The sequence below is a fragment of the Bradyrhizobium sp. genome (assembly GCF_050014615.1).
GTDB lineage: Bacteria > Pseudomonadota > Alphaproteobacteria > Rhizobiales > Xanthobacteraceae > Bradyrhizobium.
Genome location: NZ_JBEKCZ010000069.1, coordinates 1 through 23,586, shown reverse-complemented (window position 1 = coordinate 23,586; position 23,586 = coordinate 1). Strand labels below are relative to the sequence as shown.

Annotated in this window: 19 protein-coding genes; 14 read left to right on the top strand and 5 right to left on the bottom strand. The window is 63.1% G+C overall.

Translation table 11 applies throughout. The annotated features are described in order from the left end of the window. Window positions 1-1,115: c-type cytochrome (locus ABR948_RS13400; protein ID WP_428118345.1), on the bottom strand; the 1,115-nt coding region annotated here is incomplete at its 3' end. Between the two features lie 257 nt (window positions 1,116-1,372). On the opposite strand from ABR948_RS13400, the gene ABR948_RS13395 reads away from it, so the two are divergent. The 11 genes from ABR948_RS13395 (at window position 1,373) to ABR948_RS13345 (ending at window position 17,983) form a co-directional block, all read left to right on the top strand. Continuing rightward, complete coding sequence (locus ABR948_RS13395) at window positions 1,373-4,864, top strand: indolepyruvate ferredoxin oxidoreductase family protein (protein ID WP_428118342.1); 3,492 nt, start codon at window positions 1,373-1,375, stop codon at window positions 4,862-4,864. A 202-nt stretch (window positions 4,865-5,066) separates the two neighbouring features. Further along, window positions 5,067-7,415, top strand: a complete 2,349-nt coding sequence (locus ABR948_RS13390; protein ID WP_428118340.1) for an ATP-binding protein — start codon at window positions 5,067-5,069, stop codon at window positions 7,413-7,415. Window positions 7,416-7,426: 11 nt separating this feature from the next. Then, complete coding sequence (locus ABR948_RS13385) at window positions 7,427-8,158, top strand: hypothetical protein (RefSeq protein ID WP_428118337.1); 732 nt, start codon at window positions 7,427-7,429, stop codon at window positions 8,156-8,158. Between the two features lie 413 nt (window positions 8,159-8,571). Beyond that, entirely contained in the window at window positions 8,572-9,720 is a 1,149-nt protein-coding gene (locus ABR948_RS13380; protein ID WP_428118350.1) for a thiolase family protein, read from the top strand. Beyond that, window positions 9,720-10,109 carry a Zn-ribbon domain-containing OB-fold protein gene (locus ABR948_RS13375; protein WP_428118334.1) on the top strand — a complete coding sequence of 130 codons (390 nt, stop codon included), beginning with the start codon at window positions 9,720-9,722 and terminating at the stop codon, window positions 10,107-10,109. Before ABR948_RS13380 ends, ABR948_RS13375 begins: the two co-directional genes overlap by 1 nt. Window positions 10,110-10,243: 134 nt before the next feature. After that, complete coding sequence (locus tag ABR948_RS13370) at window positions 10,244-11,104, top strand: MaoC/PaaZ C-terminal domain-containing protein (protein WP_428118332.1); 861 nt, start codon at window positions 10,244-10,246, stop codon at window positions 11,102-11,104. Window positions 11,105-11,213: 109 nt separating this feature from the next. Beyond that, on the top strand, window positions 11,214-12,092 hold the full coding sequence (locus ABR948_RS13365; RefSeq protein WP_428118348.1) for an SDR family oxidoreductase: 879 nt from the start codon (window positions 11,214-11,216) through the stop codon (window positions 12,090-12,092). A gap of 109 nt (window positions 12,093-12,201) precedes the next feature. Then, window positions 12,202-13,158, top strand: coding sequence for a dihydrodipicolinate synthase family protein (locus tag ABR948_RS13360; RefSeq protein ID WP_428118329.1), 957 nt, complete (start codon window positions 12,202-12,204; stop codon window positions 13,156-13,158). 167 nt (window positions 13,159-13,325) lie between these two features. Next, a complete protein-coding gene (locus ABR948_RS13355; RefSeq protein ID WP_428118327.1) occupies window positions 13,326-14,129 on the top strand; it encodes an NUDIX hydrolase in 804 nt (267 codons plus the stop codon). A 63-nt stretch (window positions 14,130-14,192) separates the two neighbouring features. Then, window positions 14,193-15,170, top strand: coding sequence for a Bug family tripartite tricarboxylate transporter substrate binding protein (locus ABR948_RS13350; RefSeq protein ID WP_428118324.1), 978 nt, complete (start codon window positions 14,193-14,195; stop codon window positions 15,168-15,170). Window positions 15,171-15,307: 137 nt separating this feature from the next. Then, on the top strand, window positions 15,308-17,983 hold the full coding sequence (locus ABR948_RS13345; protein ID WP_428118322.1) for a PAS domain S-box protein: 2,676 nt from the start codon (window positions 15,308-15,310) through the stop codon (window positions 17,981-17,983). Between the two features lie 36 nt (window positions 17,984-18,019). Here ABR948_RS13345 and ABR948_RS13340 read toward each other — a convergent pair whose 3' ends face one another. Together ABR948_RS13340 and ABR948_RS13335 are read right to left on the bottom strand one after the other, a co-directional pair. After that, a complete protein-coding gene (locus ABR948_RS13340; protein ID WP_428118320.1) occupies window positions 18,020-18,367 on the bottom strand; it encodes a GrlR family regulatory protein in 348 nt (115 codons plus the stop codon). 239 nt (window positions 18,368-18,606) lie between these two features. After that, entirely contained in the window at window positions 18,607-18,990 is a 384-nt protein-coding gene (locus ABR948_RS13335; RefSeq protein ID WP_428118317.1) for a VOC family protein, read from the bottom strand. A 382-nt stretch (window positions 18,991-19,372) separates the two neighbouring features. Here ABR948_RS13335 and ABR948_RS13330 point away from each other — a divergent pair, with 382 nt between their 5' ends. Then, window positions 19,373-19,996 (top strand): hypothetical protein, encoded by a 624-nt coding sequence (locus tag ABR948_RS13330; RefSeq protein ID WP_428118315.1) that lies wholly within the window; start codon window positions 19,373-19,375, stop codon window positions 19,994-19,996. 132 nt (window positions 19,997-20,128) lie between these two features. Beyond that, on the top strand, window positions 20,129-20,608 hold the full coding sequence (locus tag ABR948_RS13325) for a hypothetical protein (protein ID WP_428118312.1): 480 nt from the start codon (window positions 20,129-20,131) through the stop codon (window positions 20,606-20,608). Between the two features lie 296 nt (window positions 20,609-20,904). Here the strand turns inward: ABR948_RS13325 and ABR948_RS13320 are convergent, their stop codons facing one another. Beyond that, entirely contained in the window at window positions 20,905-21,822 is a 918-nt protein-coding gene (locus ABR948_RS13320) for an alpha/beta fold hydrolase (protein WP_428118309.1), read from the bottom strand. Window positions 21,823-22,039: 217 nt separating this feature from the next. Between ABR948_RS13320 and ABR948_RS13315 the strand changes: the two genes are divergently transcribed. Further along, the gene (locus ABR948_RS13315; protein ID WP_428118306.1) at window positions 22,040-22,909 is read left to right on the top strand and encodes a LysR substrate-binding domain-containing protein; all 870 of its coding nucleotides are present in this window, start codon (window positions 22,040-22,042) and stop codon (window positions 22,907-22,909) included. 21 nt (window positions 22,910-22,930) lie between these two features. Here ABR948_RS13315 and ABR948_RS13310 read toward each other — a convergent pair. Beyond that, a partial coding sequence (locus tag ABR948_RS13310) for a transporter (protein ID WP_428118303.1) occupies window positions 22,931-23,586 on the bottom strand: 656 nt, incomplete at its 5' end.

Below are 23,586 nucleotides of genomic sequence, written 5' to 3'. Positions count from 1 at the left end.
AGTTTCGCGGCATAGGCCGGCATTGATCCCTTGTTGGGCGCGCGTGGCGTGGTCACGGTCTCGGCGCCGTCGAGGATGATGCGAAGCGTGCTCAAGGGATCGGCGGACTGCAAATTCGCGTTGCCGGGCAGTGGCGGATAGATACGCGGCGCGCCGGATCCGTCGATCTCATGGCAGGCGACGCAGGCTCCCTTGTACAGCTTTTCTCCCCCAGTCATCTGCGCCGGCGGGGGCGGCGACACGGCGGGCTCGGGCGCGCCGGCCGGCAGGTCCTTCAGATAGACCGCGATCGCGCGGATATCCCTGTCGCTCATCTTTGACGTCGAATTGACCACGACTTCGGCCATCAAGCCGTCGGCATGGCTGCGGCCGTTGCGGCCGCTCCCTAGGTATTCGACGATGTCATCGGCGCTCCACGATTTCAGCCCGCTGCGCTCGGCGCTGTCGAGCCGGGGCGCAAACCAGCCGCCGACTGCGCCACCGCCATATTTCTGGCCGCGTTTGTCGGCGCCCAACAGGTTCTTCGGCGTATGGCATGCGCCGCAATGCGCGACGCCTTCGACCAGATAGCCGCCGCGATTCCATTCGGCGCTCTTGTTCTGGTCCGGCTCGAAAATGCCCGGCCGGAAGAACAGGAAATTCCAGCCCCGCATCACCACCCGGAAATTCAGGGGAAAGCGCAGTTGCGGCGGCGGCGCCTTGTTGGGAAGTGGCGTCAGCGTCTCGAGATAGGCCCGGATCGCCGTGATGTCGTCGCGCGTCAGCTTGGTGAAATTCGCATAGGGGAAGGCGGGATAATAACGCGAGCCGTCGGGCGCCACGCCCAGGCGCAAGGCGCGCCAGAAATCCTGGTCGCTCCAGCGGCCGATGCCGGTATCGAGGTCCGGCGTGAGGTTCGGCGAATAGATCGCGCCGAACGGCGTGTCGATCCGTTTTCCCCCGGCGAAGGGTTTTTGGGGATCGGCGGTATGGCAGCTCGCGCAATCCCCCGCCTCGGTGAGCGCCTTGCCATGGGCGATGATTTCGGCCGACGGCGGGGCCGCCCGCGCCGCACCAACGGCGAACGCACTGCACAAAAACAAGCAAAAAAACATACCCGTGAGAATCGTCCGCATCGGTGGATGTCTTTCCGGCGCCTATTCGCCCTTCACGGCATTATAGGATTGTTATGTCGTTTCGCGATACCGCGTCGTGGCGACACAAACCAGATTGGAAGCGGGCTATTCCCGCACGAAGTTGCGATTTTCGAATGCCGGGCAGGCTTTCCGAGAATTGTGGTGCGCGCGCTGGAAAAACCGACATAGACTGGTGCCAACGAGTTTGCGTCATTAGCTAAAAAGAGCCGGGGCGACCAAAGGCTTAAGAGGGTGGAATGGGAATCAACCAGGGTCCGATCAGTCTCGACCAGAAATACACCCAAGGCTCCGGCCACGTCTTTCTAACGGGTATTCAGGCGCTGGTCCGCCTGCCGATGGCTCAGATCCGGCGCGACCGCGCCGCCGGCCTCAATACCGCGGGCTTCGTGACGGGTTACCGCGGTTCGCCGCTCGGCGGCTATGACCAGCAACTGATGGCGGCGCGAAAGCATCTCGAGCAGTACAACATCAAATTCCAGCCCGGCGTCAATGAAGACCTCGCGGCGACCGCGATCTGGGGCTCGCAGCAGCTCAATCTGTCGCCCGGCGCCCGGCACGATGGCGTGGTCGGCATCTGGTACGGCAAGGGCCCGGGCGTCGACCGTTGCGGCGACGTGTTTCGCCACGGCAATGCCGCGGGCTCGGCCAAGAACGGCGGCGTGCTTTGCCTCGCCGGCGACGATCACGGCGCGAAATCCTCGACCGTGCCGCATCAGTCGGACCACGCTTTCATCTCGGCGCTGATGCCCTATCTCTATCCCTCCAGCATCCATGAAATGATCGAGATGGGACTGCTGGGGATCGCGATGTCGCGCTATTCCGGCTGCTGGGTCGGTATGAAGGTGATCACCGAGACCGTGGAGACCACGGCGGAGATCGATCTCACCGACGAAATGAAGCCCTTCATCATCCCCACCGATTTCGAGATGCCGCCGGGCGGACTCAATCTGCGCTGGCCCGATGACCGCTACGATCAGGACCGCCGCCTGCAGGACTACAAGGGCTTTGCCGCGATTGCCTTTGCCCGCGCCAACAACGTCAACCGCATCACCATGGATTCCCCGAACGCGCGCTTCGGCATCATGGCCTCGGGCAAGAGCTACGAGGATATCCGGCAGGCGCTGCGCGAACTCGGCGTCACGCCCGAGGTCGCCGCCAAGATCGGGCTTCGGCTTTACAAGATCGGCATGCCGTGGCCGCTGGAGCCGCAGGGCGTGCGCGAATTCGCGGTCGGCCTCGAAGAGATTTTCATTATCGAGGAACGTCGCGAGATCGTCGAGAACCAGGTCAAGCAGGAACTGTTCAACTGGCGCGACGATGTCCGCCCGCGCATCGTCGGCAAGATGGACGAGCACGACAAGCGCTTCCTGCCCTTTGCCGAGGAACTCAGCGTGGCGTCGCTGGCAAGCTCGCTGACCGAGCGGCTGCTGCGGCTCAACCTGAACCCCGAAATCGCGGCGATGCTGCGCGCCAAGGCCGACTGGTTCAACGGCCGTCAGGCCAGCCAGATGCAGGCGGTGGCGCCGATTACCCGTACGCCCTATTTCTGCTCCGGCTGCCCGCACAACACCTCGACCAAGGTGCCCGAGGGCAGCCGCGCTTTCGCCGGCATCGGCTGCCACTTCATGGCGCTGTGGATGGACCGCAACACCGAAACCTTCACCCATATGGGCGGCGAGGGCGTGCCTTGGGTCGGCGTCGCGCCCTTCACCAATGAACAACACGTGTTCGCCAATCTCGGCGACGGCACCTATTTCCACTCCGGCAGCCTTGCGATCCGCCAGGCGATCGCCTCCAAGGCCAACATCACCTACAAGATCCTCTACAATGACGCGACCGCGATGACCGGCGGCCAGCATGTCGATGGCGATCTCTCGCCGCAGCAGATCACCTTCCAGCTGCACTCCGAAGGTATCCGCGACATCTATTTGGTATCGGAAAATCCCGATGCCTATCCGGCCTCCGACATCGCGCCGGGTACCAAGACCGCGCACCGCGATGAGCTCGATGCGGTCATGAAAACGCTGCGTCAGGTCAAGGGCGCCTCCGCGATCGTGTTCGTGCAGACCTGTGCCGCCGAAAAGCGCCGCCGCCGCAAACGGGGCACGATGGAAGATCCGGCGCGCCGCGTGCTGATCAATCCCGCGGTGTGCGAAGGCTGCGGCGATTGCTCGGTGCAATCGAACTGCATTTCGGTCGAGCCGCTGGAGACCGAACTGGGGCGCAAGCGCACCATCAATCAATCCTCCTGCAACAAGGACTATTCCTGCCTGAAGGGCTTTTGTCCGTCCTTCGTCACCGTGGACGGCGGCAAGCTGCGCCGCCGCGCGCCGGCTGACCTCGGCCAGATCGGCGATCTGCCGGAACCTGCCTCAAAGCCCTCGCTGGAGCGGCCCTACAATGTCGCGGTCGGCGGCGTCGGCGGCACCGGCGTGCTGACGATCGGCGCGCTGCTCGGCATGGCCGCGCATATCGAGGGCAAGGCCAGCATGATTCTGGATATGTCGGGGCTGGCGCAAAAAGGCGGCGCGGTGCTGAGCCATGTCCGGCTCTCCGAACATACCGCCGACGTCACCTGTTCGCGGATCGTGACCGGCACCGCCGATCTCGTGCTCGCCGCCGACGAAGTGGTGGCGGCGGCCAAGGAAACCATCACGCTGTGCGAATCCGGCCGCACCCACGGCGTCATCAACACCCATCTCATTCCGATCGCGGATTTCATCATGAACCGCGATTTCAATTTCCAGAGCGGCAAGGTCAACGCCGTGCTGGAAACGGCGCTGCGCAAGGATTCGTCGTTTTTCGATTTCACCAAGCCCGCGGAAGTGCTGCTTGGCGATTCCATCGCCACCAACATGATGATGATGGGCTTTGCCTATCAGAAGGGACTGTTGCCGCTGACCGCAGCCGCGATCGAGCAGGCGATCGAGATCAACGGCGTCGGCATCAAGATGAACACCCAGGCGTTTCAGCTCGGTCGTCTGGCGGTCGCCGATCCGGCGCGGCTGGCGGCGATGATGAAGGGCCAGGATGCGAGCATCGCGCCGAAGCCGCTGGATGCGATGTCGCTGGACGAGATTATCGCCCATCGCAGCGCGCTCCTGACCGACTATCAGAACGCCGGGCTCGCCGCGCGCTATCGCGCCCTGGTGAAGCGGGTGCGCGATGCCGCGCTCAACGGCGGCTTCGGTGACGCCTTGCCGCGCGCGGTCGCGATCAATTACGCCAAGCTACTGGCCTACAAGGACGAGTATGAAGTCGCGCGGCTCTATAGCGATGGCCGGTTCGAGAAACAACTCCGCGACCAGTTCGACGGCGACTTCAAGATCAGCTTCAACCTCGCGCCGCCGCTGCTGGCCGGCAAGCCCGACGCGCTGGGGCGGCCGGGCAAGCGCGCGTTCGGCGCCTGGATGCTGCCGTTGTTCAAGTTGCTCGCCGGCCTGCGCGGGCTGCGCGGCACCGTCTTCGACGTCTTCGGCTACAGCGCTGATCGCAGGCTCGAGCGCGACCTGATCGCCGGATACGAGAAAGACGTCGCCACCGTGCTCTCCGTGCTGTCGCCGTTGACGCTCGATATCGCGATCGAACTCCTGTCGTTGCCGGACCGCATCCGCGGCTATGGACCGGTGAAGGAGAAATCGGTGCATGACGCCAAGGCGCGCTATGCGCAACTCGCCGCCGATCTCGCGAGTCCGCCCGCGGCGCCACGGCAGATCGCGGCGGAGTAGGTTTCTCGCATTCGCTGCGCGGTGCCGCGAATGTCCGCTCGGCCCCGATGGCGACCAGCGTTGCGTTGCAGCGCAGCGAAGTGACGCGATTCAAATCCACGTAGTTTTACGTGTTGTTTGGTGTCCTCACCCGGCGTCCGCGCAAGGCAGCGGCGCATTTGGTTCTATTTCGCGCCCAGAATCTGCTAATGAATTGATTGGCATGCTGGCAGGTCGACCGGAGCAGGCCGGGATCGGAAGTGACCCCGACGTCTTCCGGGACGAGGGAACAGACGTGATTGGGGAAAGCGACCATTTCCAGAGCAAGCCGGCGATCGCGCTCGAAAGCGTTCGCAGTTTTTTCTCTGCCCCTGCCGGCGGCGGCATTGCAGTTCGCCTGCTCATCAGCGTTCTACTGTTCAGCTCTGCCGTCACCCTGACCCTGACTGCGCTGGAACTTTACCTCGATTATAAGCGCGACGTCGCGGCGATCGACGCCCGGCTTGACGAGATTCAGCAGGGCTATGCCGACAGCCTGGCGGAAAGTCTGTGGAATTTGGATACCAACCAGCTGCAACTGCAACTGGCCGGTATCAGGCGCTTGCCGGACGTCACCTTCGTGGAAGTCCGCGAGACCGACACCGCGCGGGATTCGCCGATCGTGGCGGCTGGCGAACCCGGTGCCCGCTCGATCGTGGTCCGGGAGTTTCCGCTGTCCCGCGTGGTGGATTCGGTCGCCCAGCCGTTCGGCGCCGTACGCGTCGAGGCGAGTCTCAGCAGGATCTACCACGAGCTCCTGGAACGGACGCTGATCCTGCTGTTGATTCAGGGAGCAAAGACCTTTCTGGTCTCCTTGTTCATCGTCTACATCTTCCACCAGCTGGTCACCCGGCATCTCCTGAGCATTGCCCGCTTTGTTGGCCATTATGACCTCGCGCATCCGCCTCCGCCGCTCAGCCTGCAGCGCGCATCTCCAAAGCAGGGAGACGAGCTGGACGAACTGGTCGAGGCGTTCAATATGTTGTGCGCCAGTCTGCAACACGCCTATCAGGACCTGAAGAACAGCGAACAGCGGTTTCGTGACTACACGGAAACGGCGTCGGACTGGTATTGGGAGACGGGGCCTGACCACAGGTTCACCTATGTGTCGGATCCGTTTCGCGCCTCGTTCGGCGAGGGGGGCTCGATCATCGGGAAATCGCGTCGCGATCTTGCGCCGCAGGGCGAGCTTGGACAGGAGAGATGGCGCGAGCATATCGCCGTGCTCGACCGGCACGAGCCGTTCCGGAATTTCGAATACACGCTGCGCGATGCCGGCAAACTCGCGCGCCACGTCTCTACCAGCGGCCGGCCTATGTTCGACGATTCCGGGCGGTTCACGGGCTATCGCGGCACCACCACGGACCTCACGGCACAGCGCGAGGCGGAAGAGCGCCTGCATCAAACCCAGAAGATGGATGCCATCGGCCAGCTCACCGGCGGGATTGCCCATGATTTCAACAACATTCTCACGGTGATCATGGGCATCGCCGAACTGCTGCGGGAAAGCCTCGCAGATCGGCCGCAACTCGCGACCACAGCGAAGTTGATCGACGATGCGGCCACCCGCGGGGCGGCCCTGACGCGACAGCTGCTGGCGTTCGCGCGCAAGCAGATGCTGGCGCCGCGTGCGACCGACGTCAACGCGCTGGTGACCGAAACCGTCAAGCTGCTGCGTTCCACGCTGGGCGAGCAGATCGAAATTCAGGTGACGCCGCAGCGCGATGCCTGGCCGGCGATGATCGACCCTTCACAACTTTCCACCGCGTTGCTCAATCTCGCGGTCAACGCCCGCGACGCCATGCCGGATGGCGGCAAGCTCATGATCGAAACCAGCAACGTGGTGCTGGACGACGCCTCCGCGAAGGCCAATCCCGAGATCACGCCCGGATCCTATGTCCTGGTTTCAGTGACCGACAACGGCTCGGGGATTCCGGTTGCGATCCGCGACAAGGTGTTCGAGCCATTCTTTACCACCAAGCAGGTCGGCAAGGGGACGGGTCTTGGCCTGAGCATGGTCTATGGGTTCGCCAAACAGTCGGGCGGTCACGTCACGATCGGCAGCGAGGAGGGGCACGGCACCACCATCAGGATCTATCTGCCGCGCACCGGCGAGGCTGACGCCAGTACTGAGCAGCCAGAGCATAAAGTTGCCGCGCGCAGCGGCCATGAGACGATCCTGGTGGTTGAAGATGACGACATGGTGCGCGCGTCGGTGATGAAACAGCTTGAGAGCCTGGGATATCGCACACTCGCGGCCAGCAACGGCGCCGAAGCGCTCGCGCTGGTCGACCGGGGGGTAGCATTCGATGTTCTGTTCACCGACATCGTCATGCCCGGCGGAATCAACGGCGCAGAGCTTGGCCGCGAGGTCGCCCGGAGCCGGCCCGCCGTCAAGATACTTTACACCTCGGGCTACAGCGAGGATGGCATCGTGCATCATGGCCGGCTCGATCCGGGGATCGTGTTGCTGGGAAAACCCTATCGAAAGCTCGATCTGGCCCGCAAGATCCGCGATGTCCTCGAAGGTTAGGGGAAAAGCCAATGGTCCGCCTGACAGCGATGGCACTGGTTCTGGTCGGCAGCCTATGCCCGGCCGTTGCCGCCGAGGCGTATGATCGCATTGCTTCAGTCGGAGAATCACCCATCTCCGCCGAGACGGGCCCCGACGGCGACCACGGCATGCTGGTTGACCTGCTCCGCGCCCTCGACAGGGTCACGCATTCGTCGACCAAAATAGTGCTTCGCCCGTTTGCCCGGTCGTTTATCGAAACCGCCGCCGGCCACGCTGATTTCCACATACCCTTTATTCAGAACGACGGCTCCCCGGCGCCGGAGGGCCTTGTCTATCTGACGGACGCAGATTTTGGTGAGGTTCAATTCGTCATCTATTCCAGCAAGCTTTCTCCCCTGAACGCCGAGACCGTGGTTCACGCCAAGGCCGTTGAGACCGAACCCGGCCATCTGTCGTTCTTTCCGTTTCCGGTGACCGAGACGCATTGCGTGCCCTGCAGCCTCGACAAGATCCTGTTGGGTAGGACCGACGCCCTGATCGTGAGCTCGGATATTGTCGATCCGCTGCTCAACAAGCCGCAATACAAGGACATCCATCGCGCGTTCTACAAGGCGTATCCGGTCCGGGCGCTCGTCCCCGCCAACGCGGATTCCACGGCGGTGCGCCGCTATTTGACAGAGGGGGTGAAGCGCCTGAAGGAAACCGGCGAACTGTGGACCATCACAAAGCACCAGGCCGTTTACTCGGACTGGCAGCCGTGAGCGCTTCGGTGATTGAACCGGAGTTACCGAACAATTTCGAAACAGATATCAAAGCATTCCCTGCGCCCTCTTAGTTGAGGGTGGTTTCCGCAACAACTCGGGTACTTTCGTGCCGCGAGAATGCGGAGGTGGCTCTATGTGACGTCATTGCGAGGAGCGCAGCGACGAAGCAATCCACTCTTTCTTTCTTGCTGCCCTATGGATTGCTTCGCGGAGCCTGTCATCGGGCGCGCATTCGCGCGACCCGTTGGCTCGCAATGACGATCGTTGATGGGTCCCCGCGCGCCGGGACGACGATGTGAGGTTGAGTTGGCCGCTTCCGTCTCGCCGCACGGAATATTTCGGCGCTTGCCAAGGTCACGCCGACAGGCCACAAAAACCGCTGGAAACAAGAAACGCCAGTGGAGAACGATTTGACGATCAAGGGCAAGGCCTACATTGCCGGGATTTACGAGCATCCGACCCGGCATGCGCCGGATAAATCCACCGCACAGCTTCATGCCGAAGTCGCCAAAGGCGCGCTGGAAGACGCGGGCCTGACCAAGGCCGATATTGACGGCTATTTCTGCGCCGGCGACGCCCCGGGCGGGGTGATGGCGATGGTGGATTATCTCGGCCTGAAAGTGCGCCATTTCGACTCCACCGACACCGGCGGCTGTTCCTATCTGGTCCATCTCGGCCACGCCGCGGAGGCGATCGCGGCCGGCAAATGTTCGATCGCGCTGATCACGCTGGCCGGCAAGCCGCGCACCGGCGCGATGCCGCCGCGCGCCAGCGGCGCCGAGGTCGATTTCGAGGCCGCTTACGGCGCCACCACGCATAACGTTTACGGCATGTGCGCCATGCGTCACATGCATGAGTTCGGCACCACCAGCGAGCAGCTGGCCTGGATCAAGGTCGCGGCGTCGCATCACGCGCAATACAACGAGCACGCGATGCTGCGCGACGTCGTCACCGTCGAGGACGTGCTCAACTCGCCGATGATCTCGGATCCGTTGCACCGGATGGACTGCTGCGTCGTCACCGATGGCGGCGGCGCGCTGATCGTGACCACGCAGGAAATCGCCAAAAGCCTGAAGAAGCCGCTGGTGCGCATGATCGGCCACGGCGAGGCGATGAAAGGTCCGCGCGGCGGCAAGGATCTCAATCTGACTTACTCGGCCGGGGTCTGGTCGGGCCCGCGCGCGTTCGAAGAGGCCGGCGTGACGCCGAAAGACATCAAATACGCCTCGATCTATGACAGCTTCACCATCACGGTGCTGATGCAGCTCGAGGACCTCGGCTTCTGCAAAAAAGGCGAGGGCGGCAAGTTCGTTGCCGACGGCAATCTGATTTCCGGCGTCGGCAAGCTGCCGTTTAATACCGACGGCGGCGGCCTCTGCAGCAATCATCCCGTCAACCGCGGCGGCATGACAAAAATCATCGAAGCGGTGCGGCAACTGCGGGGCCAGGCGCATCCGAAAGTGCAGGTGCCGAACTGCGATCTTGCGATCGCGCACGGCACCGGCGGACTTCTCGGCGTTCGCCACGCCGCCTCGACCTGCATTCTGGAGCGTGTGTGATGGCTGACGCAAAAAAATATCCGGCGCCGCAGGGCAATCCCGAAACCGCCGCCTTCTGGGAAGCGGCCAGGCAAGGCAAATTGCTGATCAAGCGCTGCACTTCCTGTGGCGAGGCGCATTATTTTCCGCGCTCGATCTGCCCGTTTTGTTTTTCCGACAAGACGGTGTGGGAAGAAAGCGCGGGCGAGGGCGAGATCTACACCTTCAGCCTGATGCGTAAATCCGCGACCGGACCATACGCGATCGGTTACGTCACGCTGAAGGAAGGCCCGTCGCTGCAGACCAATTTCGTCGACTGCGACATGGACAGCCTGAAGATCGGCCAGAAGGTCAAGGTGGTGTTCAAGCCAACCGACGGCGCGCCGCTGCCGTTCTTTACGGTGGTGTGAGGTAATTGCCCGTGCCGTGCGTCACACAAGAGGTGGTCATCCCCGCGGAGGCGGGGATCCAGTAAACGCCGGTGATTACTGGACCCCCGCTTCGCGGGGGTGACGAAAGAAAAAGTTTAGAGGAAGTCCCGCAAATGCCGATCAAGTACGATGAGCTGATGGCGCTGAAAAATCTCGGCCAGAAATACGCCTATGGCGATCGCGAGGTCATGCTCTACGCCTATGGCATCGGGATGGGCGCGGACCCCATGGACGAGAAGGAACTGGCGTTCGTCAACGAGGCCACCGCCACGCCGCGCGCGCTGAAGGTGGTTCCGACCTTTGCCTCGGTCGCGGCCTGGGGCGCGGGGCCCGGCGAAATGAATCTCAACCGCGTGATGGTGGTGGATGGCGAGCGCGACATCACCTTCCATCGGCCATTGTCCGTCGCCGCCCATATCACCGCCGATTCCAGCGTGCTCGACGTCTTCGACAAGGGCAAGGACAAGGGCGCGGTGATCCGGCACAAGACCGTGCTGCGCAACGACAAGGGCGAGGAACTGGCGACGCTGGTGGCATCGCGTTTCGCGCGCGGCGATGGCGGTTTCGGCGGACCGTCCGAAGGCCAGCCCGAACCGCACAAGGTGCCGACCCGCGCGCCGGACCGATCGATCGATATTTCGACGCGGCCGGATCAGGCGCTGGTCTATCGGCTCTGCGGCGACCGCAACCCGCTGCACAGCGATCCAGAGTTTGCCAGGCGCGCCGGCTTCCCGAAACCGATCCTGCACGGCATGTGCACCTACGGCATCACCTGTCGCGGTATCCTGCAGACTTACGCTGATTATGATCCCGCCGCCTTCCGGCAGCACGTCGCGCGGTTTTCCGCGCCGGTCTATCCCGGCGAAACCGTGACGATGGATTTGTGGAAGGATGGCAATGTGATTTCATTCGAAGCCAGGGTAAAGGCGCGCAACGTCGCGGTGATCAAGAGCGGCAAGACGGTGCTGGGGTGAGGTTACCCGTCATTCCGGGGCGCGCGTTAGCGCGAATCCGGAATCTCGAGATTCCGGGTCTGGTCCTGCGGACCATCCCGGAATGACGTTAATCAAGGAGCAAAACATCATGGGATTACTCGACGGCAAGGTAGCGCTGATTACCGGCGCGGGCGGCGGGCTCGGGGAGGCCTATGCCAGGCTGTTCGCGCGCGAGGGCGCGGCTGTCGTGGTCAACGACCTCGGCGGGCCCCGCGACGGCAGCGGCGCCGATGTCTCGATGGCGCAGAAGGTGGTCAACGCTATACTGGCGGAGGGCGGCCGCGCCGTGGCCAACGGGGCCGATATCTCGACCATGGCCGGCGGCCAGTCGGTGTTCGACGACGCCATCAAGCATTTCGGCCGCGCGGACATTCTGGTCAACAATGCCGGTATCCTGCTCGACCAGACCTTTGCCAAGGCCACCGAAGCGGCCTGGGACAAGGTGCTGAAGGTGCATCTGAAGGGCACATTCTGTTGCACCCAGCCCGTGTTTCGCTGGATGCGCGAGAATGGCGGTGGCGTCATCGTCAATACCGCCTCGACCTCGGGCCTGATCGGCAATTTCGGCCAGTCCAACTACGGCGCGGCCAAGGGCGGTATCTGGGGCCTGTCCAATGTACTGGCGATCGAGGGCCGAAAATACAATATCCGGATCTGGACGGTGGTGCCGGGCGCGCTGACCCGCATGACCGCCGATTTGCCGCGCTATATCGAAAACCCCGCTGCCGCGCTCGGGCCTGATGGTATCGCGCCCGCTGTGCTATACATGGTCAGCGATCTCTCGGGGGACCAGACCGGCAAGGCTCTCGGCGTTTCCGGCCCGCGCGGCGTGCGCGAGATGAAGATGATGGAAAAGCCGGGCTGGAAGCCGCCGCACACGGGATGGAAGGCGCAGGATGTGGTTGAGCACGCAAAGGAGATTTTCTTCTCCGAGGAAGAAATCAAGATGGGCGCGCGAAGGTTTTAATCTAACTGTCATTCCGGGGCGCGCGATAGCGCGAACCCGGAATCTCGAGATTCCGGGCTCGATGCTACGCATCGCCCCGGAATGACCAAAAGAGCAGAGGCAAACAAAAATGACAAAACTCACCCACAAAGCCGCAGGCACCTTCGCCATTGCGCCGACGCCGTTCCATGATGACGGCCGCATCGACGATAAATCGATCGACCGGCTGACCGACTTCTATGCCGAGGTCGGCTGCGACGGTGTGACGGTGCTTGGCATTCTCGGCGAGGCGCCGAAGCTCGACGCCGCCGAGGCCGAGCAGGTCGCGGTACGCTTCGTGAAGCGCGCCAAGACCATGCAGATCATTGTCGGCGTCTCCGCGCCGGGATTCGCCACCATGCGCTCGCTGGCGCGCGCCTCGATGGACGCCGGCGCGGCCGGGGTGATGATCGCGCCGCCGTCGAATTTGCGCACCGACGATCAGATCATCGGCTATTTCAAGCAGGCGGTCGAGGCGATCGGCGATGACATTCCCTGGGTGCTGCAGGATTATCCGCTGACGCTGTCGGTGGTGTTCACGCCGGCGGTGATCCGGAAGATCGTGATGGACAATCCGTCCTGCGTGATGCTCAAGCATGAGGACTGGCCGGGACTGGAGAAGATTACCGCGCTGCGCGGCTTCCAGAAGGACGGCTCGCTGCGGCCGCTGTCGATCCTCACCGGCAATGGCGGGATGTTCCTCGACTTCGAGATGGAGCGCGGCGCCGATGGCGCAATGACCGGTTACGCCTTTCCGGAACTGCTGATCGACGTGGTGCGGCTGTCTAAAGAAGCGCGCCGCGATGCCGCCCATGATCTGTTCGACGCGCATCTGCCATTGATGCGCTACGAGCAGCAGCCGGGCGCGGGGCTGGCGACGCGGAAATATGTGCTGCAAAAACGCGGCATCATCGCCTCCAGCGCGCAACGCAAGCCGGGCGCGACCATTACCGCCATCGCAAAGGCCGAAGTGGATTATCTGCTGTCGCGGGTTGCCCGGGTCGACAAGCGCGCCAACCTGCAGCCGCAATCCAGCGCTGCGGGCTGAAGGAATCTTCGGTTTTTGAAACCGTCATTGCGAGCGAAGCGAAGCAATCCATTGCGAAAAAAAGATTGGATTGCTTCGTCGCTTCGCTCCCTGGCGCAAACGCTTCGCGTTTGTCGCAGGCAATGACGACAAATAATGGTTTATGACGAGATCGGGAAACGAAGCCCATGTCCACCGAAGCCGTTGCCCCGCGTCCTGCTTCAACCATCCTGTTGCTGCGCGATAGCGCTGTCACACGTGGCGAGATCGAAGTCTTCATGATGGTGCGCCATTATGAGATCGATTTTAACTCCGGCGCGTTGGTATTTCCGGGCGGCAGCGTCGACAAGGGCGACCAGGAGATCATCGCCAACCCTAAGCTTTATTCCGGCGGCGAGGGGCTCGACGCATCAGCGCTGAGCTTCCGGATCGCCGCGATCCGCGAAACTTTTGAAGAGAGCGGCATCCTGCTGGCGCGCGCCGGCGGATCGAACAGCCTGGTCGATGCCGGGCGCGCCGGCGAGATCGAGGCGGCGCACCGCGCAGCACTATGCGAGGGCAAGGCGACGTTTTCCGGAATTCTCGCCGACAACGGCCTGGTGCTGGCGCTCGACGAACTGGTGCCCTATGCGCACTGGATCACGCCCGAGGGCATGCCGAAGCGATTCGACACCTGGTTCTTTCTCGCCGCCGCCCCGCCGGAGCAGGTCGGCGCCCACGACGGCCGGGAATCCACGGATTCGATCTGGCTGTCACCACGCGAGGCGCTGGCGGGCGGCGAAAGCGGGCGGTTCAAGCTGCCGTTTCCGACCACGCGCAACCTGATCAAGCTTGGCAAGCAGACCAGCGTGAGCGCGGCGCTCGACGATGCCAGGGGCAAGCCGGTCGTGACGGTGATGCCGGTCATGACAAAGCTCAACGGCGGCCGGCAGCTTCGTATTCCGCGCGAGGCCGGCTATGACGGCGAGGTGTTTGAAGTCGGCGCGGTGTGATTTCCGTTACGAAGCGCCGTAAAACGGTCACGGGGCAGGGCGCGCACCATGGAGACACGCACCATGAAGATATCGCGCATCGGCGCGATCATGGCTGCGTGGCTGACGGCGCTGGCTCTGTCCGGCGCCGGATCGGCGCAGGAGAGCTTTCCCAACCGGCCGGTGCGCGTCGTGATCCCCTATTCGGCCGGAAGCGTGGTCGACGTGTTCGGGCGCATCGTCACCCAGAACATGGCCGCGCAATGGAACGCCTCGATCATTCTCGAATCCAAATCCGGCGCCAACGGTTCGATCGCCGCCGAGGACGTCGCGCGCGCGTCGCCGGATGGCTACACCTGGTTGATCGTGACGACATTCTTCACCACCAGCCCGTCGCTCAATATCACCTTGCGCTGGGATCCGGTGCGCGACTTCATTCCGATCGGGCAGATGTGCCGGGCCCCGAATTTCTTCATCGTCCCGGCGTCGCTGCCGGTGAAGAATGTGGCGGAGTATGTCGCGCTCGCGAGGGCGAAGCCGGGCCAGCTGAATTACGGCCATCCGGGCAAGGGATCGACCGGGCATCTCGGGTTTGAACTGTTCAAGCGGCTGGCCGGCATCGACGTCATCGCTGTCGGCTATCGCGGCTATCCGCAGATGGCGGCGGATATCTCGAGCGGCCTGATCACGTCGACCTTCCTGTCGGCCAACCAGGCGCTGGCGCAGGCGCAGACCGGCACCATCCGGATCATCGCCGCGATCAATGACGGCCGCTCGAAATATTTCCCCGACGTGCCGACGATGGCGGAGCAGGGTTTTGCCGAGGCGCAGGTGACGCCGTGGTTCGGGATTGTGGTGCCGGCAGGCACGCCGCAGCCGATCGTCGATCGCATCAGCAAGGCGCTGGAAGCCGCGCTGGCGACAGTGGACGTGCAGCAGAAGCTCGACCTTGCCGGATGCGAGACCAAGAGCGCGCCGCTGCAGCAGTTCGCCGATATCATCAAATCCGACATCGCGCTGTGGGCCAAGGTGGTCAGGGACGCGGGTATTCCGGCGGATTGATTTCCAGACCCCCGGGCCCTCGTTGGCCGTGTATCGAGGCAATTGGCCCGGCGGCGCCAGGGCTGTGCGGGCAGGTTCCCTCAGGGGTCGATTCCGGCGTATAAAAGCCGACTTTCCCGAGCCGGTTCCGACACCCCATGGCCCTTGCCGCAATCGTCCGACGGATACGCTCGCTCTCGCTTTCGATCGGGCAACTCACCTTTGCCAGCTTCATGCTGCTGTTGGCGATGATCGTGATTACCAGTGTCGCCAGCGTGGTCTCGATCCACCACATCGACGCGACCTTTGCCGAACTGCAGCACCTTCAGAACCTTGGCGATGTGGCCGAGGAAATCGACCGCCGTACCAACGAATTGCGGCTGGCGGCGCGCGACTTCGTCACCGATCCGGCGGCGCCGTCCAGCCAGGCCTGGGAAGCCGCTTCATCGTTGAGCGCGCTATTGAAGAAAACGCGGCTGCAGCTTGCTCCTGAGCAACAGGAGATGATCGACGGCGTTACGCAGCGGCTCGCCAACTACCGCAATGGAATGGAGCGCGTCACGGCGTTGATTGCGCGCCGCGCGGAACTGATCGAGGCCCTGCCGCCCATTCGCGAACGGTTCGAGACGGCGATCGCCGAAGTGCCTGACCGGGCCACTGCCAGAAGCCTGTTCCGGGCGCAAAATCAGATTGCCGCGGCCTTGCTGGCGCATGATCCGGCGTCCGCCGAGCAGTCGGCGCGCGGCATGCGGTCGCTTGCGATCGATGATCCCGCGCTTCGCGCCGCGACCGATGCGTATGCGGACGCCATTGTTTCTATTTCGGGAACCGAAGCCCAGATTGCCGAGCTTGACAAGGAAGTGCTGGGTACCGAAGGACAAATGATCGGCCGCGTGACGGATTTGTTGCGGGACCTCAGTGCCAATCGCGGGCGTCTGCTGGCCAATGATTTCGCCAGAACGCTGACCCACGATAAATGGCAAAGCATCATTCTCGGTTGCGCCGGCGTTCTTATCGGGCTTGCGGCGGCGCTGTTCGTGGTGCGCTGGACCGTTCGTCCGCTGAAAGCGATCGCGAAAGCCATCCGCGCGCTCGCCGGGGGTGAGAAGAATGCATCGATCCCCGCGACCGATGTGAAAAACGAGATCGGTGACATCGCCCGCGCCGCCGAGGTGTTCCGCCGTTCGCTGGTCGATGCCGACACCGCGCGCGAGGCTGCGATTCATGCTCTGGCCGAACAGCGGCTGGCCGAGGAGAGCTATCGCAAGCTGTTCGAAGGTTCGGTCGACGGGATTTATGTGACGACGCCGGCTGGCCTGCTGCTCAATGCCAATCCGGCGCTGGCGCGGATGATGGGATATGACACTCCGGAGGAGCTGATCCGTTACACCACCGATATCGCGCACACCATCTATGTCGATCCGGCGGCGCGCGAGCAATATCAGTTTCTGATGCAGCGCGACGGCATGGTGCGCGAGTTCGAATATCAGGTGCGGCAGCGTGGGGGCGCCATCCTCTGGCTTTCCGACAGCGCCACGGTGGTGCGCGACGAAGCCGGCGGCGTCATCCGCTACGAAGGGACGTTGCGCGACATCACCGATCAGAAACGCGCCGAGGATGCGATCGCCGAGGGCCGGCGGCTGTTGCAGCAGGTGATCGACACCGTGCCGGCGGTGATCAACGTCAAGGACAGGCAACTGCGCTATGTCCTGATGAACCGCTACATGGCCGGCATTTTCGGGATCGAGCCCGCGGACGCGATCGGTCGCACCACCAGCGATCTGATGTCACGTTATGGCGCGCAAAAGGCCGACGAAAATGACAATCGGGTGCTGACGGCGGGCAGGGAACTCGGATTCTACGAGGAAGAGTATCTCGATTCTTTCGGCAATTTGCGGCATTGGCTGGTGAACAAGCTTCCGCTGCTCGACGCCGATGGCGAGGTCGAGAGCATCGTCTCGGTGGCGCTCGACATCGGCGAGCGCAAGCGCGGCGAACAGGAAATGCGCCAGGCGAAGGATGCCGCCGAAGCCGCGTTGCGTAATTTGCGGGAAACCCAGAACTCGCTGATCGAGGCCGAGAAGCTCGCCGCGCTGGGGCGGCTGGTGGCCGGCGTCGCCCATGAGGTCAACAACCCCGTCGGCATCAGCCTGACGGTGGCCTCGTCGCTGGAGCGCAAGACGGCTTTGTTCGCCAATGAGGTGGAGCGCGGCGATCTCAGGCGATCGAGCCTCAATGAATTTATCGAAACCAGCCGCGATGCGTCCTCCCAACTGGTGGCCAATCTCAATCGCGCGGCCGAACTGATCACCTCGTTCAAGCAGGTCGCCGCCGATCGCAACTATTCGGACCAGCGGACTTTCGACCTCGGCGATCTGACCGAGCAGGTCGTCATGAGCCTGCGGCCGGGTCTGCGAAAACATCATCTGACGCTCGCGGTCGACTGCCAGCCCAATCTGACCATGAACTCTTATCCCGGCCCCTACGGCCAGGTGCTCACCAACCTGTTCCTCAACGCGGTGGCGCATGCCTTTCCGGACGGCGAGCCCGGCTCGGTCGATATCAAGGTGCGGGAGTCCGGCAAGGACAATGTCGAGATCATTTTCTCCGACAATGGCTGCGGCATGAGTCTCGATGTCCGGCGCCGCGCCTTCGATCCGTTCTTCACCACGCGCCGCGATCAGGGCGGCACCGGGCTCGGTCTGCATATCGTCTACAGTATCGTGACCAACCGCCTGGGCGGCCGGCTCGATCTCGATTCCGAGCCGGGCGGCGGCACGCGAATCCAGATCATCCTTCCCCGCGTTGCGCCGCTGGAGCAGGCCGCCGAATGACTGATCCGGCGCGGCAAGAAGCTTTGCTTGAAAATGCTATTCGGTCTCGGCCAGCCGGCGCAGCGTCGCCTTGAAGATCTGGCTGGCCTTGCCGACCAGCGCGGTTCCGTTCATGACGCCGGCGGTGTCGGTGAAGGTGCCGGAGACGCCGATGCCGACCGGACTGGGCCCGCCGAACAGCGGATTGGCGTCAGGGCTGCTGGTATGGCGCTGGACCAGAACCTCGCCCTTGAAGGTATCGCCCTTGGTCGTGTAGCTGCCGGTGTAAAACAGATAGGCATCGCCGCCGAGGATCTTGCCATCCCGGAATATGACCACGCCGCTGCCCTTGCCGGAACGGCCATCCTGCAGGCTGACGTGGATCGAATACAAACCGTTCTTCATGAGGCCCCGGTGCGAGCTCCGTTTAGGGGCGGAGCCGGCTTGCTGTTATGCCAAAGCGGGCCACGCAGCGTCAACGCGGCAGGTTGACCGCGGGTGGCGTGCCGGGCGCAAATGGCGGGAATCCGGCTGTGCGGAGTGACGCGAAATGACATCAGTCATTTTCGGGGCATTTCAGCCAGGTGGAACCCGCCTTTGGCAGCCTAAATTACCACCCGGCGGCAGGGCCGCGCCGCCTTTCCTCAGGCATATTTCCTGTCGCGCTCCAAAAGCTCGATCGAGATGCCCTGCGGCCCACGAATGAAGCAGATCCGCACGCCCGGTCGAATGGTGGTCGGCTCCTTGGTGAATTCGACACCCTTGGCCTTGATCTCGGCAGCCACCGCATCGATGTCTTTTACCGTCAGTCCGAAATGATCGAGCCCCTGATAGGGCGTCACCGGCGGCGTGTGGACGCCGTCACCCGCCGCGACCGGTGCGATGAACACATTGGCGCCGCCGAGCTTGACGTCGATGCGCCCGGGGCCGCGGATGATCTCGCCGCCCAGAATGCTTTCAAGCCAGGCGGCCATCGCCTCCGGATCGGGACTGCGCAGATGAATATGGTCCCACGTCACTGTCGGCATCGTTGGTCTCCACTTGGCTGTAAGGATTTGGCTGTCAGGGGTCGCTGGTCGCGACATATTGTCTTGAAAGCGATAGTTTGTCTTGAATGCGATAGTTCGATCGCGCCAGTCAAATTTTAGCGGCGGCCTCCTGGCATGGCCATACCCATGGGATGGGTACCCCTGAGGCCCCGAAGGTCCGCCAATCATCTCCAATCATCCTTTGTGTCCAATATTGTTACGGCGATACGCAACCATTCCCGGCCTCGTGGATTGAGTGAATAGCGGCGGAACCGCGCAATCGGCAGTCGTGTCAGGAGCCGTGCGGTGTAATGCCCGTGCGGCTTTTTGCGGTGCGGCGCAATCAGTCGAGGTCGGTTTCGTCGCAAACGGTGGCATGGCCATGAACAGCGGACTTGACCGTTTCGAATTGAGCGGAATTACGGGGCCTGGAATTACAAGGCCTGAGAATAGCGGGCTTGGCAGCGGCCATTTTTGGCGGCGATCCGGGACCCTGCGCACAGGATATTTCAGCTTTGTCTGGCTGCCGGCTGTCCTGGTCGCCGGACTAGGGGCATGGATACTGCTATCCGGCTATGCCAGCAAACCTGCCGAAAGTGAGCCGGTACTTCTCGCAACGGCCTTAACCGGGCCGGGGCCGGCGGCGGATCCCGCGACCAGGGGTTTCTCGTTCGATCCAGCGACCTCCGAGGCGATCGCGCCGGAACAAAGGGCGCCGGTCGACGGGTTGAAAATTTCATCGCAATCATGGCGCAGGGGCGGGCTGGGATCGAACGCCCTGGTCACCTTCACGCTGCGCAATGGCAACGACTACGCGGTCGGGGATATCGAGATTTCCTGCGCCTTCGCCCGCCCGGACGGCAGCCATTTGACCGACCGCGCGCGCTTGATCCATGACACCGTCAATATGAAGAGCCGAAAAACGTTTGCCCGGATGCACATCGGCTTTGTCAACGTCAATGCCAGCGCGGCGAAATGCACGCTGGTCGCCGCCAACCGTATCTAGCGCATTTGGCTTCACGCGGTAGTGAAGCGGTAACTTCGTTGTTACGTCGGCGCGGCGGGGCTTGGAACGAATTGTATCATCCCCAGTTAAGCCTGTAGTCCGCACGCTGGCGCGGATGGGAGCGACGCTGAAATGCCCCTGCTGCGATATTTTCTCTTTGTCGGCGCAGCGCTGCTCGCGCTGTTGTTCGTTGTCGACGCGTATCTTCCGAAATTGCCGGTCGCGGATCGCGCAAATGCGACCAACACGGCGGCGAATACCGCGACGGGAGTTTCAGTGATCCGGATTCACTCCGATCGGAAGTGGCCGGAGCGCGTGGAGTTCGATACCAGCCTGCCGACGGTCACGGCCGCGCCAGTCAGGACGGCGGAAGCGAGTGCTCCGGCAATGGTCGCCGACGCCGCGGCGCCCGTGCGCATGCGCGACGCCTTTGCACAATTGCAGACACCCGCACTGTTGCAAACATCCGAGCCCAAAAAGCCCGAAACCAAGCTGCCGCCCAAACGCAGGATGGTCGCGGGCAGGACTGTTGCGAAGAGCCGCGTTGGACCGCCGACCATTCTGGTCGCCCAGCAACCCCGCCTGGGCCTTTTCGCGAACACCATTTGGTGAGTCGCTTCGCTGACATCGGCCGGGAGCGCAAAGACCGTCAGAAATGTCCCCGTCAAAGCCGGCCGCTGCGTCGATTGACCCGCGGCGACTTGCGCTGGATATTGCAGGCCGACGAGGTGACCCAATGAAACCCACAGCGGCTCCGCGCGACTGGCGACGTATCCATCATTCCCCGATGTTCTGGATCGGGGTCGTGCTGTGTTTGTCGGCGATCATGATATATGTGCTGTCTGACGATCTGTCGTGGCACCCGGGATCATCCGCGCGATGAATGCGGACCGGTCAAGCGCTCTGCACTACGTTGCGGCGGCCACGTGTTTTTCGATAATGCTCGCCACACGAACCGGGGTCTCCAGCATCGTGTAGTGGCCCGCGTCGTCGATGATCTCGAACGTGGCGTGGGGATAGGCGGCCGCGAATGCGCTGCGGAAGGCCTCGTTGCGGTAGAACGGAATATCCTGAGCACCGCTGACGACGTGCAGCGGCGCCGTCAGCCTGCCCGGGTCGGCGATCGCGGATGTCGTGAACATTTTGAGATAGCCGCGCATCGCCTCTGATGTGGCGGCGCCCCTGGCGATGGCGAGCTTGCGCCGCAGCCAGCCCGGTCCGTAGCGATTGCTGGTCCGGGAGCCGATGGCGCGCGACGCGGCGTCGTCCTCATCGACCACCGCGTTGAGGGCGCGCATCGCGGCATCGTCGGCGTGAAACCCGGTCGGGGGCACCGGCGAAAACAGCGTCACGCTCTGGATTCGCTGCGGCGCCTGCAGCGCGATCTGCTGGGCGATCAAGCCCGACATCGAGTGGCCGACGAGGTGAAAACGCCAGATCTGCAACTGTTCCGTCAGGCGCAAAACGTCATCGGTGGCTTCGCCGAGTTCGAAGCGGCCGGCCATGCCGCGCGACCAGCCATACCCCCTCAGATCGACAAACAACAGGGTATGGCGGCCGGGATCGAAGTAGGAGAGCGTCGGCTCCCAGTTGACGTGATCGCCGAGCCATTCGTGCAGCACCACGCAGACAGCCGGCCCGGTGCCGATACGGCAATGTCCGAGCAACCCGGCGGCTCCGGCGCCGCCGGGACGCGGCGCCGGCCACGGCAAACAGGCCGGGGCCGCCGCTTCCGGTTCGGCCTTTTCGGACTGTGCCGTCGCCGGTGCGGTCAGAACGGCGGTGGTGGCGCCGAGACTCATTTTGAGAACATTGCGACGCTTCATGCCGTGCCTTACCCTTATCCTTGCCCTTATCCTTGCCGTTGCCCTTCGGCAAAATCATTTGCGGTCGCGGCCGGTGGCCGGCGCGAACAATGCAGCAATAGCCCGGCGCGTTACGGCCCTGAAAATTGATTTTTGAAATACCCTGATAGATAAATCTCATTTAGATGCCCGGCGCGGTCACCCCGCGCCGATCGCGCATCGGCTGTCCGGAGCCACCATGTCCACCACATTCGATATCGACACCCTTCGATCGCTGGTCGCCATCGCCGACGCCAGGAGCTTTTCGCGGGCCGCCGAGCGCCTCGGGCGCACGCAATCGGCGATCAGCCTTCGGATTGCCCGGCTCGAGGTTCTGGTCGGCCATCCCGTGATCGAACGGGGACGTGGACGCATGGTCAGGCTGACCGCGCGGGGAGAGACGCTGGTCGCGCATGCCAGGCAGATCATTGAACTCAACGAGCGGGCGGTGGCATCGGTTCGCCAGCCCGTTTCAGGCGCGCGGATCAGGATCGGGATGCCGGCCGATTTTCTGGAACGGGATTTTCCCCTCATCTTGCGAACAATCCGCGCCTGGCATCCGGCCGTGAATTTGGAGGTGCGCTGCGACCTCTCGGCGCGGCTGATCGACGACGTGGAGGACGGCCGTCTCGATCTCGCCTTCTTCAAGCGATTGCCCTCCAGCGAAGCCGGCTCATCGATCGGATCGGAGACCATGCGCTGGTTTCGCGGCGCCAATACGCGGTTCGCACCTGACGACACGTCGTCACCCTTTCCGCTGGTCGCGTTTGCCGAGGGCTGCGCCTATCGCCAGCAGGCGGTGCGAGGGTTGGGGCTGGCCCGGCGCGAGTGGTATCTCGCCTGCGAGGCGCGGAGCTTTTCGGCGGTCGCGGCCGCGGTCGAAGCCGGCCTGGGATATGCCGCGTTGCCGGCGCGGCTGGGTGAGCGCAGGGCGCTCGCGATGGTTCAGCCCAGGGGATTGCCGGAACTCGAGCCCATCGAACTGGCCGTCACCGTCGCCAGCGGCCGCGACGCGCCCGTGATGCGCTCCATCGCCGGCATCGTCGCCCAGCATTGCGCGGCGGCATGAGCCGATAGCGGCCGTGCCGCTTCAGAATCGGGCCGATATCCCGGTATAAATCTGTACTTTCGGCGCGGCGTTGTTGAGGCCAAGGTTCAATCCGACATCGACGATCGTATGTTGATCCAGCCGGAAGTTCATGCCGAGATCGAAGGTGTAGATCGGCGGTGCTGTCCGGTCGGTGCCCACGGAAGAAAACAGCTCGACCATGGCGTTGGCGCCTTCGACACCGGGAATCGGATGGCTGACGCCGGCGAGATTGACGAAGTTCGCCTCCCGGTGGTTCTGGTCATCCTTCAGCGCATCCACTTCGGTCATCAGGGTGACGAGGTAATCCTGGGGCAGGCGCAAGGCGAGCGGCGCGATCAGACCGCCCTCGACGGCCCCGTTGCTGATGACGGGAGCCGAGGAAGGCAACTTGACATAGGGAATGATGGCGAGGCCCACCGGGCCGTCATCGTTGCCGAACAGGTTCATCTTGGTTCGCAGCACGACGTCGCCAAAGCCGACGCCCTGCGCCACCAGTGCTCCGGATTGGCTGTCCGCGGATTGCGAAGATTGCAATCCGTTGAGCTGGACATCGAACTCCGCCCAGTTGGTGATGCCTATTCGTACATTCGGGTCGAGGGCCTGGATGCTGTGCGTGGTTATCCCGAGATATTTTGAATAGGTATCGTTGAAAGTAT